Genomic DNA, 16,825 nt, shown 5'->3' on the forward strand with positions numbered 1-16,825 from the left:
ATCACGGCTGAGTGCGGCCCAGGGCCCGCTGCACGAGATCGTCGACGTCCATCGCATCGATCAGGTCGATTTCCTCACTGCCGTCCGGCGCCGGGCCGGATTCCGAGGCGGTCGGTCCCGATCGCGCCATCGACCACAGCGCGTCGAGCAAGCCCGCCTCTTGGAAGCGGCTGAGCGGAACGTCGGCCAGCACCCGGCGGAGCTCCGCCTCGTCGACCTCGGCCTCGGCCTCGCCCGCCGGATCGGCGACCAGTTCTTCGCGGAGGTACTCCACGAGCGCCGCCGGTGTCGGATAGTCGAAGATCGCCGTGGCCGGGAGGCCGGCGCCGATGGCCGCTGCGAGTGCGTTGCGCAGGGTGACTGCGGCCAGTGAGTCGAAGCCCATCTCCTGGAAGGCCTGCCTCGGCTTGACCTGTTCCAGGTCCGTGTGGCCCAGCGCCGCAGCCGCTTGCTCGCGGACGAGCTTCAGCAGAATCCGGGTCTGCTCGGCTTCACTCGCCCCCGCAAGGAGCTCCGCGAGCCGCGAGTCGGCCTCCGTCTGGTCCGGGCCTGAGTCGGCGGCCTCGGTGACTCGCCGTACCTCGGGCAGATCACCGAGCAGCGGGCTGGGCCGCGAGGAGGTGAAGGCCAGCACGAACGTCGACCAGTCGATGTCCGCTACGGCGACCACACCGTCGTCGGACTGAATGGCGGCGGAGAGCGCCCCCACAGCCACCTCGGACGCCATGGGTGTCACGCCTCGGCGACGAAGCAGCTGTTGCACCTCGGGGTCTGCGGCCACGCCGATCCCGTCGATGACACCCCAGGCCAGCGAGGTCGACGACAGGCCGCGTGCCCGACGCTGCTCGACCAGTGCGTCCAGGTAGGCGTTGACGGCACCGGCGACGCCCTGACCGCCGCCGCCCCACACGCCCGCCGCCGAGGAGAAGACCACGAAACTGTCGAGGGGCCGGTCGCCCAGCATCTCGTCCAGGTACAGGGCCGAATCTGCCTTGACCGACAGCACCTCGCTCAGCGTGTCCGCGTCGATCTCCCCGACCGGCATGATCCTGGCCAGGTCGGCCGCGTGCACCACGGCGGTGAGTGCCGGGCGCGCGGCCGATTCCGCGAGCAGCTCGGCGACACCGGCGCGGCTGGACATGTCAGCGTCCGAGACCGTCACCCCGACGCCCAGCCCGGTCAGTTCATCCACGCAGTCGCGGACATGCGGTGCCTGCGGATCCCCCTCGACGGTGAGCAGGAGGTGTTCCGCACCGGCTTCCGCCAGCCACCGAGTCGCGTGCCGGCCGAGGCCCTCGGTACCGCCGGTCACCAGCACGGTGCCGCGGGGCCGCCAGTTACGCCGTGTCGGTTCGGTCCGCAGCGGACTCTCCGCGAGGCGGCGGCCGAACACGCCTGCCGATCGCACCGCGACCTGATCCTCACCATTCGTCCCGTTCAGCACACCGAGGAGGGCCGATCCCGTGCGCGCGTCGATCGTCTCGGGCAGGTCGACGAGACCGCCCCAGCGGTCCGGGTGTTCCAGCGCCGCCGCGTGGCCGAGGCCCCAGACCATCGCCTGTTCCGGTGCCCGCAGACGATCCGTGGGGCCGATGCTCACGGCGCCACTGGTCACGCACCAGAGCCGCGGCCCGGCGGCGACCTCGCCGTGGGCCCGTATCAGAGCCGGCGTGGCGGCGGTGCCCTCCGTCAGCACGGGAGATCCCGGGCGCTCGCGCGGGTCCAGGGCGAGCAGGGACAGGACTCCGGCCAGTTCCTCCTCGGCCATCGCCCGACGCATGACGTCGACGTAGCCGGTGCTGTCGGTCTCCGCGAACTCCACGACCCGCGTGCGCATGCCCAGGCCGTCCAGCGTCCGTACGATGCCGGCGATGCGGTCGTCATCGGCCACGGCAGGCGGCACGACCACCAGCCACGACCCGGTCGGCGCGCCGGCAGGGACCGGCGGCAGCGGCGTCCAGGCCACCCGGTAACGGAGCCGGTTGAGCAGGTGCTTCTCGGTCCGTCCGCGCCGCCACGTGGCGAGGGTGCCGAGGGCTGAGCCCATGGCCTTCAGGACCTCGTCGCCGCCGTCAGGGCCGAGCTCCAAGACCTTCGCCAGGGAACCGAGGTCTTCCCGTTCGACCGCGTCCCAGAACCGGGCGTCCACCTCGTCGCCACCGGCCGCCGGGGCTTCCGTACCCCGGCGGGCTTCCAGCCAGAAACGCTGCCGCTGGAAGGCGTACGTCGGCAGGTCCAGCGGCCAACCCGCATCCCGGCCCAGCAGCGCCGCCCAGTCGACCCCGATGCCCTGGACGTGCAACCGCGCCAATGCCTCCAGGAAGCGGGCGGGACCGTCCTCGTTGCGGCGGAGGGTTCCGGTGACGACAACAGGTCCGACGCCGCATGTCTGGACGGTTTCCTCGATGCCGGGGACGAGTACGGGGTGCGAGCTGACCTCGACGAACACCCGATGGCCGGCTGCCGCCAGCGCCTGGGTGGCTTCCTCGAACCGGACGGTCTGGCGCAGGTTGCGATACCAGTAGCCGGCGTCCAACGTGCTCGTGTCGACCGGCTCACCGGTGACGGTGGAGTAGAACGGCACCGTACCGGCGCGTGGCGTGATCCCGGCCAGGACCGCCCGCAGCTCGTCCTCGATCTCCTCCACCTGCGCGGAGTGCGAGCCATAGTCGACCGGGATCCGGCGGACCCGGACCCCGTCCTTCTCGCACACGCCGATCAGGTCAGTCAGAGCCTGCTGCTCACCGGCGACCACCACGGACTGCGGGCCGTTGACGGCCGCGATCCCCACACCCTCAATCCCGGCCAGCAGAGCCTTGACCTGCTCCACGCCGGCCGCGATCGACGCCATCCCGCCACGACCGGACAGCCGGGCCGCGATCAGCCCACTGCGCTGCACGACGACGGTGGCGGCGTCCTCCAGCGACAAAGCCCCGGCAACCACGGCAGCGGCGATCTCGCCCTGCGAGTGACCCACGACCGCATCCGGCCGCACACCACAGGCCTCCCACACCGACGCCAGCGACACCATCACCGCGAACGACACCGGCTGCACCACATCAACCGCGTCCAACGACGGCCCACCCGTACCCCGGACAACGTCCAGGAGCGACCAGCCCGTCAGTGGGTCCAGCACCCGCGCGCACTCGTCCATCCGACGCGCGAACACCACCGACGAATCCAGCAGATCCGCCCCCATCCCCACCCACTGAGCACCCTGACCAGGAAAAACAAACGCCGTCCCACCGGCCGCACTCTCACCCACGGCCGTCACGACACCCGGCGCCCACTCCCCACGGGACACAGCCTCCAGACCAGCCACAGCCCCCTCACGATCCGCCGCCACGACCACGGCACGGTCCACCAGGGCACTACGGGCACTCACCAAAGAGCGGGCCACACCCGGGAGTTCGATGTCTGAGCGTCCCGAGAGGAACCCGGCCAACCGGCCGGCCTGACCCGCCAGAGCGGCCTGGCCACGCCCCGAGAGGAGGAGGGGAACAACCGGGCCCTCCAGGGCTCCCCGCTCACCTTCAGCCGGTACCTGTTCCGGCGCCTGCTCCAGAATCACGTGTGCGTTCGTGCCACTGACGCCGAAGCCGGACACAGCCGCACGGCGGGGGCGACCGCTTTCAGGCCACTGCCGGGCCTCGGTGAGCAGCTCCACCGCACCCGCGGACCAGTCCACCTGAGGCGTCGGCTCATCCACATGCAGCGTGCGCGGCAGAACACCATGGCGCATCGCCTGCACCATCTTGATCACACCCGCCACACCCGCAGCAGCCTGCGTATGACCGATATTCGACTTCAACGAACCCAGCCACAACGGCTCCCCGGCATCCCGACCCTGCCCATAAGTCGCCAACAGCGCCTGCGCCTCGATCGGATCACCCAACGGCGTCCCCGTACCGTGGGCCTCCACCGCGTCGACCTCACCAGCCGCAAGACCCGCGTTCGCCAGCGCGCGACGAATCACCCGCTGCTGCGAGGGACCATTAGGCGCCGTCAAACCATTCGACGCACCATCCTGATTCACCGCCGAACCCCGCACCACCGCCAACACCCGATGCCCGTTACGCACCGCGTCCGACAACCGCTCAAGGACAAGGACACCCGCGCCCTCGGCCCAGCCGGTGCCGTCAGCGGACGCCGCGAACGACTTGCACCGGCCATCAACAGCCAAACCACGCTGCCGCGAGAACGCCACGAAGGCATCCGCCCCCGGCATCACCGTCACACCACCGGCCAACGCCAACGAGGACTCGCCCGACCGCAGCGACTGCGCCGCCATATGCAGAGCCACCAACGACGACGAACACGCCGTATCCACCGTCACCGCAGGACCCTCAAGCCCGAGCACGTACGACACCCGACCCGACAGCACACTTCCCGCGCCACCCGTCATCAGGTAGCCCTCAACACCTTCGGGAACCGTGTCGGCGCGCGTCGTGTACTCGTAATTGACCATTCCGGAGAACACGCCGACGGGGTTGCCGCGCAGGCTGGCCGGGTCGATCCCGGCCCGCTCCAGGGCCTCCCACGAGGTCTCAAGCATCAGCCGCTGCTGCGGGTCCATCGCCAGCGCCTCACGCGGCGAGATCCCGAAGAACCCCGCATCGAACTCCGCAGCGCCGTAAAGGAAACCACCCTCCTGCGTATATGTCGTACCCGCGTGATCCGGGTCCGGGTGGTACAGGTTCTCCAGATCCCAGCCACGGTCCTCCGGGAAGCCGGATATCCCGTCGCCACCGGACCGGAGGAGCTCCCACAGGTCGTCGGGCGAGGAAACTCCGCCTGGCAGGCGGCAGGCCATCCCGACGATGGCGATCGGCTCGCTCGGGTCATGGAGGGTGTGGGTCGCGTCGGTGACGTCGGTGTGCCGGCCGAACAGTTCGGCATGGAGGAACTCGGCGAGCTCGACCGGTGACGGGTAGTCGAAGACCAGGGTGGTCGGAAGGCTGACGCCCAAGGCGGCCTGGAGCCGCGTCTGCAGCCTGACCGCCGCCAGGGAGTCGAAACCGAGGCTCTGGAAGGCCCTGGTCGCCTCGATCCCGTCGACGCGGTCATGGCCCAGGACGGCGGCGGCGTGCTCGCTGACCAGCTGGAGCAGCTTCTGGCTCTGCTCGTTCCTCGGCAGCGTGGCGAGGTCTGCGGCCGGGCTACCGGCCTCGAACGCCTCGGCCGGCTGCGTCGCCCGGCCGTCGGAGAGGGTCGACGTGGCCGGGGCGTCGGATGGGGCCGACGTGGCCGGGGCGCTCGACCCGTCGTCGGAGGTTCGGACGTTCGTGTCCGGGGCCGGCGGGCCCGCCTTGGCCGGGGCGGTGTCCACCCAGAAGCGCCGGTGCTGGAACGCGTAGGTCGGCAGCTCGACACGGCGCGGCGAGGCGCCCTCGAACAGCGCGGTCCACGTGACGGGTACACCGCGAGCGTGCAGTCGGGCGAGTGCCGTGACGGCGGTGAGGGACTCGTGGCCGTCACGCTGGAGTACGGGGATGAACCCGCCGCCGACGGTCTGGTCGCCGACCGCGTCCTGCGCCAGCGCGCTGAGGACTCCATCGGGGCCCAGCTCCAGGAAAGTGGTGACGTCGTGCTCCCGCAGGGTCCGCAGCCCGTCGTGAAAACGCACGGCCTGGCGCACCTGCTGAACCCAGTAGTCCGCGGAACCCAGTTGGTCGGGCGTGGCCACGGTGCCCGTGAGGGTGGAGATGACCGGGATGGTGGGGGGCTGGTACGCCAGCCCGGATGCCAGCTCGCGGAATGCGTCGAGCATGCCGTCCATGTGCGCGGAGTGGAAGGCGTGGCTGACCCGCAGTCGCTTCGTTCGGTGGCCGCGGGCGGCCAGTTCGGCCGCTACGGCCGTGACCGCGTCCGTGTCGCCCGAGATGACCACGGAGGCCGGCCCGTTGACCGCGGCGATCGCGACCGCGTCGGGGTACGCGGCGACCAGGGGCAGGACCTCGGTCTCCGGTGCGTTGACGGCGATCATCGCCCCGCCACCGGGCAGCGCCTGCATCAGCCGTGCGCGTGCCGCGACCAGTGCGGCCGCGTCCTCGAGCGACAACACCCCGGCACAGTGCGCGGCGCTCAGCTCGCCGATGGAGTGGCCGGCGAGGAAGTCCGCACGGACGCCCCAGGACTCGTACAGACGATAGAGCGACGTCTCCAGCGCGAAGAGAGCACTCTGGGCGTAGACGGTGGAGTCGAGACGTGCGGCCTCGTCGGAGCCGGCCCGGGCGAACAGCACGTCGCGGAGCGGCAGCTCCACCGCGTCGGCGAGTTGCCGGTCGAGCTCCGCGCACAGGGCATCGAACGAGGCGCGATACACCGGGTGGCGCTCGTACAACTCCCGCCCCATGGCGGCACGTTGGCTGCCCTGGCCGGCGAAGAGGAAGGCGAGCCGTCCCGGGCGCCGCTCGTCCAGGGCAAGGCTCTCCGGGAGAGTGTCACCCGTGGCCAGCTTCTCCAGGTCGGCGAGGAGCCGGTCCCGGTCCGTGCCCACGATGGCTGCGCGATGGTCGAAGACCGCTCGGGTGGTGAGGAGCGAGTACGCGAGGTCGGTGCCGTTGACCGCGGGTGTCCGACGGATGTGCGCGGCCAGTTCGGCGGCCTGGCCGCGCAGGGCGTCGGAACTCTTCGCGGAGAGCAGCCAGGGAAGGACGGGAGTGGCATCGGGAGCGGTGCCCCCGTCGGCATCCGCCGGCTGCGCCAGTGGCGCCTGCTCCAGAATGACGTGCGCGTTGGTGCCACTGACACCGAAACTGGACACGGCCGCGCGGCGGGGGCGACCGCTTTCAGGCCACTGCCGGGCCTCGGTGAGCAGCTCCACCGCGCCCGCCGACCAGTCCACCTGCGGGGTCGGCTCATCGACATGCAGGGTGCGGGGCAGAACACCATGGCGCATCGCCTGCACCATCTTGATCACACCCGCCACACCCGCAGCAGCCTGGGTGTGACCGATGTTCGACTTCAACGAACCCAGCCACAAAGGCTGATCCACATCACGACCCTGCCCATAGGTCGCCAACAGCGCCTGCGCCTCGATCGGATCACCCAGCACCGTCCCGGTCCCGTGCGCCTCCACCGCGTCGACATCACCGACCACAAGACCCGCGTTCGCCAACGCACGACGAATCACCCGCTGCTGCGACGGACCATTCGGCGCCGTCAAACCATTCGACGCACCATCCTGATTCACCGCCGAACCCCGCACCACCGCCAGCACCCGATGCCCCTTGCGCACCGCATCCGACAACCGCTCAAGGAGCAGCACGCCGACGCCCTCGGACCAACCGGTGCCGTCGGCGGAGGCCGCGAACGACTTGCACCGGCCGTCGACGGCAAGACCACGCTGCCGCGAGAAGTCGACGAACGCGTCGGGCTCGGTCATCACGGTCACACCGCCGGCCAGCGCCATCGAGCACTCGCCGGACCGCAGCGACTGTGCCGCCAGGTGCAGGGCCACCAGCGACGACGAGCACGCCGTGTCGAGCGTCACCGCAGGGCCCTCAAGGCCCAGCACGTACGACACGCGGCCGGACAGGACGGCGTCGGAGACGCCGGTGATCCTGTGGCCCTCGACCAACTCGGGCCGCTGCTGCAGGCGGAGCGCGTATCCCTGGGTGTTCACGCCGGCGAAGACGCCGATCCCGCTGCCCCCGAGGGCGGTCGGGTCGATGCCCGCCCGTTCGAAGACCTCCCACGAGGTCTCCAGGAACAGCCGTTGCTGCGGGTCCATCGCCAGCGCCTCGCGCGGGGAGATCTCGAAGAAGTCGGCGTCGAACCCGGCCACGTCCGGCAGGAACGCGCCCCGCTTGGTGTAGGTGGTGCCCGGGTGGTCAGGGTCGGGATGGTAAAGGGCATCCAGGTCCCAGCCACGGTCGTCGGGGAAATCACCGATGGCGTCGGTGCCGTCGAGGAGCAGCTTCCAGAGCCCCTCGGGACCGTTGACTCCGCCGGGGAATCGGCAGCTCATGCCGACGATCGCGATGGGGTCGTCGTCGGCCGACGGGGCCGACGGGGCCGTCGCGGACGTTTCGGGGGCGTCGGCCACCTCGTCGGTGCCGAGGATCTCGGCGCGCAGCCACCTGGCGAGGGTGCGCGGGTTCGGGTGGTCGAAGAGCAGCGTCGCCGGAAGCCTCAGCCCCGTCTCGCCGGCGAGCCGGTTACGCAACTCGACCGACGTCAGGGAGTCGAAGCCCGCCTCCCGGAACGACCGGGCAGGCTCGATCCGCTCCCCGGACGAGTGGCCGAGGATCTCCGCCGCACGACCGCCGATCAGGGTGAGCAAGTACTCCTCCTGGTCGGCCTCGGTCAGCGGGGCGAGCCGTCGTGCCAGATCCGTGGCGCCCTCGGGAGCAGGCGCCGACGCGGTGCGCCGGCCGCGCGTCACAAGCCCGCGCAGCAGTACGGGTACCGGTGTCGACGAGGACCGGGCCCCGAGGGCCCCGAGATCCAGCTTGGCCGGCACCAGGGCCGGTTCACCGCTCGTCAGCCCGGCGTCGAACAGCGCCATGCCCAGATCCGCGGAGATCGCGGACATTCCGACGCGCCTGTTGCGCTCCAGGTCGGTGGCGCTGAGGTGAGCGGTCATCTCACTGCTGGACGACCAGTAGCCCCAGGCGAGCGAGGTGGCGGGCAGGCCGGCGCTCCGGCGGCGCCGTGCCAGTGCGTCCAGGAAGGCGTTCGCTGCCGCGTAGTTGCCCTGACCCGGGTTGCCGAAGACTCCGGCGGCCGAGGAGAACAGGACGAAGGCCGCGAGATCGAGCTCACGGGTCAGCTCGTCCAGGACCAGCGCGGCGTCCGCCTTGGGGCGCAGGACGGCGTCCAACCGTTCCGGGGTCAGGGCGGTGACCACTCCGTCGTCGAGCACACCCGCCGTGTGCACCACGGCGGTGAGCGGAGCTTCCCGCGGGACGGACGAGAGCAGATCGGCGACCTCGGCGCGGTCGGCGACATCGCACGCGACGATACGCACCCGGGCGCCGAGCGCGGTGAGTTCCGCCGCGAGCGCCGGCGCCCCCGGGGCGTCCGGGCCCCGGCGGCCGGCCAGGATCAGGCTCCGAACGTGGTGCTCGCGGACCAGGTGTCGGGCCACCAGGGCGCCCAGGGCACCAGTGCCCCCGGTGATCAGGACCGTTCCCGTGGGGTCCCATGGCTGTGCGTCGACCGCACCCCGATCGAGGGCCCGAACGAGCCGGGGCACCCGCACCGTGCCGGAGCGGAACGCGAGCTGCGGCTCGCCGGACGCCAGGGCATCCGCCAGTACGCCCGCCGGTACCGGGGGCCACGAGGCCATGCCGTCGACCGGACTGTCCGTGCTCACCAGCACGAACCGGTCAGGATGCTCGGACTGCGCCGATCGCACCAGGCCCCACACCGCTGCCGCCACCGGATCATCCATGTCCGGCGTCAGCAGGATCAGCCGGGCACCCTCCGGTGTCGGCTCCCCCAGCCATGCCTGCAACAGCCCCAACGCCCGGGCAAGCACCGGCCGAAGGCCGTCCCGCAGGTCCGTGAGGTCCGCCACCACGAGATCGGACGTCGCTCCGTCCGCCGCCCATGCCGCCACGTCGCCGGCCGTGCGGACCCGTACCGCCTCGTCCGAACCAGCGGCCCGCGGCAGGGTGCACTCCGTCCACGTCACCTGGAACAACGCGTCCTGCGACAGCGCGGCTCCCGGATCCGACTCCGGAAAGTCCACCGGCTGCCACTCCACCGACTCGACCGACGCGACCACGGCCCCGTGGACATCGGCCAGACGCAGACCAAACCCTCCGTCATTCCCCGGTACGGCCTGCACCCGGAGCCGCGACGCACCTGTCGCGTAGAGCCGTACGCCGCGCCACACGCTCGGCAACCCGCCGGGCTCGCCGAACTCGCCGGACTCGTCGGCCTCGTCAAACTCGTCGGACTCCGTCCGGGTATACCCGAGCCTGGCAGCGGCCTCCAGCAGGACCGGATGCAGTCCGAACCGGCCCGGCTCGACGCCTTCCGGCAGCGCGAGTTCCACCCAGGACCGCGCGTCCTGCGGTGGCCACTGCGACATCTCGAAGTCGGACCCCACCTCATCGGGAGCCAACCGCGCACTCGCGTACCGGACCCACGGCGCGCGTTCCTCGCCGTCCTCGCGCCGTCCGTGGACCAGGACCGACCGCTTCCCGGAGTCATCCGGCCCACCGACGGCGACCCGCACCTGCACACCGCCCGCCGCGGGCAGCACCAACGGCGCCTCGATGTCCAGTTCAGCGATCAGACCGCAGCCGACCTCGTCACCCGCCCGCATCACCAGTTCCACGAACGCCGCCGCCGGCACGACACCCGCGTCAACCGCCCAGGGCAGCGAGTGTGCGGACCAGCGCGAGGTGAACAGCACACCACCGGTGGCGGGGATCTCCGCCCGCGCCCCCAGCAGCGGATGATCGACACCGGCCAGACCGAGCACCGAAGGATCGCCCGCCCCACGGCCGGACTCCAGCCAGAAACGCTGCCGCTGGAAGGCGTACGTCGGCAGATCCAGCGGCCAACCCGCATCCCGGCCTACCAGCGCCGCCCAGTCGACCCCGACGCCCTGAACGTGCAACCGCGCCAGAGCCTCCAGGAAGCGGGCAGGACCGGCCTCGTTGCGACGCAAGGTCCCGGTGACCACGGACGCACCGACGCCACACGCCTCAACGGTCTCCTCGACACCCGGCACCAGAACCGGATGCGAGCTGACCTCGACGAACACCCGATGACCGGCCGCCACCAGCCCCTGAGTGGCCTCTTCGAACCGGACGGTCTGGCGCAGGTTGCGATACCAGTAACCGGCGTCCAACGTGGCCGCATCAACCAGCTCACCGGTGACAGTGGAGTAGAACGGCACCGTACCGGCACGAGGCGTGATCCCGGCCAGGACCGCCCGCAGCTCCTCCTCGATCTCCTCCACCTGCGCCGAGTGCGAGCCATAATCCACCGGGATCCGGCGGACCCGGACCCCGTCCTTCTCACACACGCCGATCAGATCAACCAACGCCTGCTGCTCCCCGGCGACCACCACCGACCGCGGACCATTGACGGCCGCAATCCCCACACCCTCAAACCCGACCAGCAGAGCCTGGACCTGCTCCACACCCGCCGCGATCGACGCCATCCCACCACGACCCGACAACCGAGCCGCGATCAGACCACTACGCTCCACGACCACCGTGGCAGCGTCCTCCAGCGACAACACCCCGGCGACCACAGCAGCAGCGATCTCCCCCTGCGAATGGCCCACGACCGCATCCGGCCGCACACCGCAGGCCTCCCACACCGACGCCAGCGACACCATCACCGCAAACGACACCGGCTGCACCACATCAACCGCGTCCAACGACGGCCCACCCGTACCCCGTACGACGTCCAGGAGCGACCAGCCCGTCAGTGGGTCCAGCACCCGCGCACACTCGTCCATCCGACGCGCGAACACCGGCGACGAACCCAGCAGATCCGCCCCCATCCCCACCCACTGAGCACCCTGACCAGGAAAAACAAACGCCGTCCCGCCAGCCGCACTCTCACCCACGGCCGTCACGACACCCGGCGCCCACTCCCCACGGGACACAGCCTCCAGACCAGCCACAGCCCCCGCACGATCCGCCGCTACAACCACGGCACGATCGTTCAAGGCGCCACGAGTCGTCGCCAAAGACCGCGCGACATCGGCGAGTTCGCCATCTCCCCGTTCCGAAAGGAACCCGGCCAGCCGGCCGGCCTGACCCGCCAGAGCAGCCTGCCCACGCCCCGACACCAGCAACGGAACGACACCGCCGAACACAGCAGGACCAGGACCCTCCCCCGCCGGAGGAACCTGCTCCGGCGCCTGCTCCAGAATGACGTGCGCGTTCGTGCCACTGACACCGAAACTGGACACAGCCGCACGACGCGGATGTCCCGTCTCAGGCCACTGCCGAGCCTCGGTCAGGAGCTCCACCGCACCCGCCGACCAGTCCACCTCAGGGGTCGGCTCATCCACATGCAGCGTGCGCGGCAGAACACCATGGCGCATCGCCTGCACCATCTTGATCACACCCGCCACACCCGCAGCAGCCTGCGTGTGACCGATGTTCGACTTCAACGAACCCAGCCACAACGGCTGATCCGCCTCACGACCCTGCCCATAAGTCGCGATGACGGCCTGCGCCTCGATCGGATCGCCCAGCACCGTCCCGGTGCCATGCGCCTCCACCGCGTCGACCTCACCGGCCGAAAGCCCCGCATTCGCCAACGCACGACGGATCACCCGCTGCTGCGACGGACCATTCGGCGCCGTCAAACCATTCGACGCACCATCCTGATTCACCGCCGAACCCCGCACCACCGCCAACACCCGATGCCCGTTACGCACCGCATCCGACAACCGCTCAAGCACCAACACACCCGCGCCCTCGGCCCAACCCGTACCGTCGGCAGACGCCGCGAACGACTTGCACCGGCCATCAACCGCCAAACCACGCTGACGCGAGAACGCCACAAAGGCATCCGCCCCCGGCATCACCGTCACACCACCGGCCAACGCCAACGAGGACTCGCCCGACCGCAACGACTGCGCCGCCATATGCAGAGCCACCAACGACGACGAACACGCCGTGTCCACCGTCACCGCCGGACCCTCAAGCCCGAGCACGTACGACACGCGGCCCGACAGCACACTTCCCGCGCCACCCGTCATCAGGTAGCCCTCAACACCCTCGGGAGCACCGCCCACTTCGCCCGTGTGACCGTCCGAGTAGCCCTGGTGCATGGCTCCGGTGTAGACGCCGATGGGCTTGCCGCGCAGGGTGGCCGGGTCGATGCCGGCCCGCTCCAGCGCCTCCCACGAGGTCTCAAGCATCAGCCGCTGCTGCGGGTCCATCGCCAGCGCCTCACGCGGCGAGATCCCGAAGAACCCCGCATCGAACTCCGCAGCGCCGTAAAGGAATCCGCCCTCCCGCGTGTAGCTCGTACCCGCGTGGTCCGGGTCCGGGTGATACAGAGCCTCCAGGTCCCAGCCACGGTCCTTCGGGAAGCCGGAAATCGCGTCGGTCTCCTCGGCCACCAGACGCCACAGCTCCTCCGGGGAGGAGACACCGCCCGGGAAGCGGCAGGCCATGCCGACGATGGCGATCGGCTCATCGGCGGCGAAGACCGTCGGGATCGGCTGCTTCTCGGACTCCCCGGACTCCCCGGACTCCTCGGACTCCTCGGACTCCTCGGTGCCGAAGAGCTCACGGTGGAGTCGCTGTCCGAGGGACTCGGGCGTGGGGTGGTCGAAGGCGATGGTGGCGGGCAGCCGCAGGCTTGTCGCCCGGGCCAGGCGGTCGCGGAGTTCCACTGCTTTCACCGAGGTGAAGCCGAGATCCTTGAAGGCGCGGTCCGCGGTGACCGCCTGGGGGCCTGACAGGTCGAGGAGTTCGGCGACCTGTTCGCGGACGAGGTCGACGAGCTGCCGCTTACGTTCCTGGTCCGCCAGGGTGCGCCAGCGGAGGCCGGCGTCGGGGTTCTCGTGCCCGTCTGTTGCTTCCGTGGTCGGTTGCGCCGAGGTGTCGGCCGGCGTCCGCGTCAGGAGCGGCACGGAGCTGTCCGGCACGGCTTCCGGGTCCAGCTTGAGCATGACGAGTTCGGGCCGGCCGGCGTCGAGGGCCGCGTCGAAGGCCGCCAGTTCCTGGCGTCGGGTCAGCGAGGGGGTGGCCTGGTCGGATCCCCATCCCAGGGAGAGGGCCGGGACGCCTTCGGCATGGAGCTGGCGGGCCAGGGCGCCGAGGAAGGCGGCCGATGCCGCGGCGTCCGCGTCTCCCCGGCCGGTGATCGCCGTGGTGGACGGGCAGAGGACGAATGCCGAGAGGTCGCCGTCACGGGTGAGGTCGCGGAGGTTGCGTACTCCGGCGACGGTGGCCGTGAGCGTGTCCTGGCCGGGTCCGGGCTCGGCCGTGTGCACGATCGCGCGTACCGGGGCGGCCTTGGCGAGAACGCGCTTCAGCTTGGCCCGGTTCGTCAGGTCGCACTCGACCAGCTGGGTCTCGGTTCCCGACTCGGCGAGCCTGGCTCGTGTTTCGGCTGCCAGGCCGATGCGCCCGGGCGCTGCGACCAGGAGAATCCCGGTGACGGCGTAGTTGTCGGCCAGGTGCTCGGCGATGGCCGCGCCGCGCGGGGTGTCCGCTCCCGTGACGATCACGGTGCCCGGCTCGTCGAGGGACAGTCGTACGCCGGGCCCGGCGTCGGTGGCGACCCGGGCCTGACGGGGCACCAGAGTGGTTCCGTTGCGGACGGCGAACTGCCGGTTCCCCGAGGCGACGGCGGCCGGCAACGCCGAGTGGGTGGAGGGGTCGTCGTCCAGGTCGGCGATCAGGACGTTGCCGGGGTGTTCGGCCTGCAGTGAGCACAGCAGACCCCAGAGGGCGGCTGTGGGCGGGTCCACCGGGTCGTCGGCGCCGGTCACCACCGCACCGCGGGTGGCGACGACCAGCAGGGAGTCCGCGAGGCTCCGGTCCGCGGACCAGGCCCGGACCCACCGGGTCAACTCGGCGGCGCTGTCGCGGAGTTTGTCGGCACCACGCCCCACGGGGGGTACGGCCAGGAGGGTCACCGCGGGGACCGGGCCGCCGGCCGCGACGTCCGCGCGCAGTGCGTCCAGGTCCCTGTGGACGCGGGTCCGCGCCCCGGCGGAATCCAGACCGGGTACCGCCTGTGCCGCCTGCCGGCCCAGCAGTGCCCAGTCGCCCGGGGCGGGTTGGGGCTGAGCCGGCCGGGGCGCCCAGTCCGGCCGGAGCAGCGACTCGTGGTAGGTCTCGCCCACCGCCCGCAGCCGCGCCGGGAGTTCGAGCAGGCGGCGACGGGTGATTTTTCCGGAGGCGGTCCGCGGGATCTCGCGGATTTCGTACAGCTCCTCCGGCACCTTGAAGGCCGACAGTTGCTCCCGGCACGCCGCGAACGCCTCGGCGGGGTCGAAGCCCTCGGCTGCCGGCACCACGAAGGCGATCGGCACCTCCCCGAGTACCTCGTGGGGCCGACCGACGACGGCGGCGTCGGCGACGCCGCGGACCGTGCGCAGTACGTTCTCGACCTCGACCGGGTGGATGTTCTCGCCCGCCCGGATGATCAGTTCCTTGATCCGTCCGGTGACGGTGAAGTACCCGGCGTCGTCGCGACGGGCGAGGTCGCCGGTGTGGTACCAGCCGTTCTTCAGGGCCTCAGCGGTGGCCTCCGGCTGGTTGTGGTAGCCGGACATGACGTTCGGCCCGCGGACCCAGACCTCGCCTTCGGCGCCGTCCGGTACGTCGAGGCCGGTGCGAGGGTCGACGAGCCGGACCCCGAGGCCGACCACGGGCAGCCCGCAGGAGCCCTCGACCCGGGCCCCGGAGGGCCAGTTGATGGTGATGGAGCCGCAGGTCTCGGTGCTGCCGTAGGCGTCGATGAGCGGCACGCCGAAGGTCTCCTCGACCGAGCGGCGAAGCTCTGCCGTCGTGATGGCGCCGCCGACCAGGCCGACGCGCAGGCCCGGCACCTCGAAGCCGCGGTTCCGGGCCTCACGGACCAGGCGGTGGTACATCGTCGGGACGCCCGCGATGACCGTGAACCCCTCGTCGCCCCAGATGTCCAGGACGTCTCCCGCCGACAGCCCGTCGACGATTCGGGCCGAAGCACCGGTGGCGGTCACCGACAGCACGCAGGCGATGTGGGAGAGGCTGTGGAACAGCGGAAGCGGCCACAGCACCCTGTCCTCGTGCGACAGTCCGAGCACGGGTGCGTAGCAGGCGGCCACCGACCACAGGCAGTTGCGCGTGGTGGAGAGCACGCCTTTGGGCCTGCCGGTGGTGCCTGACGTGTAGAGCATCCAGGCGGTCTCGTCCAGCCCGAGGTTGTCGTAGGCCGGCGAGTCGGGTTCCGACGTCGCGAGGTTCTCGTACGACAACGTGCCGGCCGGTACCGGGTCGTGGCCGACCACCAGGACGGTCAGGGGGAACAGAGTTGCCTGAAGCCGGCGGATCTGGTCGAGGTGGAAGGCGTCGGTGATGACCACCCGGGCGCCGCTGTCCTCCAGGAGGTAGGCCAGTTCGGCGTCGGACGAGCGCGGATTGAGCGGAACTCCGATCGCCCCCGAGCGGGCGATCGCATAGTAGCTCTCGACCATCTCCACCCGGTTGCCGAGCAGCATGGCCGCACGGTCGCCGGGACGCAGTCGCAGATCCGCGAGGTGTCCGGCCAGCCGGCGTGAGCGGGTCTCCAGATCGGCGTAGCTCAGCGAGCGCTGGTCGTCGCGATAGGCGGTTTTCGAGCCGAGTCTGGCGGCCTGGGCCCGAAGAAGATCGTGCAGCGGTCGCACCAACTCTGTGCGCAGCATCCGATACCCCCGACGTTCCTATACACGCTTTGACCAGGCCATATGAAGAATGCAAGCCGCGACGTAGGGGATGGAACCCCTAACAGCCCCTAGGAGCGGGCCCCCGTCATGTGACCGGTGACGGCCCCTCGAAGTCGGTGTCCGGGGCTGCGCCAGGACGCACCGGGGGGTGCGGGCGGCTGCCGGATAGGGGGTCTCTGCCGGCGGGTCATGGCCGACGCGGGCCGGTGCGCGCGTCGACCCGCTGGCCCCGCTCGGGCCGGGTGCGGAGGCCGGTCCGCGCGGCAGGCGCGTGAATGGCCGCCTTTTGCGGGCGACTTCGGACCGGGCGGGTCCACCTGGGCGGCTCCACCCGAGCGACTCCGGCCCAGGCGGGTCCACCCGGGCGACTCCGAACCGGGCCGGTCCACCCAGGCAACCCCGGACCAGGCCGGTCCACCCCGGCGACCCCAGACCAGGCCGGTCCACCCCGGCGAACCCAGACCAGGC

1 protein-coding gene is annotated in these 16,825 nt (G+C 71.0%); it reads right to left on the reverse strand.

Annotation, left to right across the window (positions count from 1 at the left end):
- Position 1: 1 nt before the first annotated feature.
- Positions 2 to 16,336, reverse strand: coding sequence for a type I polyketide synthase (locus tag ACZ7G1_RS34075; protein ID WP_470882208.1), 16,335 nt, complete (start codon positions 16,334 to 16,336; stop codon positions 2 to 4).
- Between the last annotated feature and the right edge of the window lie 489 nt (positions 16,337 to 16,825).

This window comes from Streptomyces sp. NPDC037273, from assembly GCF_055603625.1.

Bases quoted from the DNA above. Each gene is read 5' to 3' on its own strand.
- ACZ7G1_RS34075 (WP_470882208.1), bottom strand. From the start codon at position 16,336: ATGCTGCGCACAGAGTTGGTGCGACCGCTGCACGATCTTCTTCGGGCC.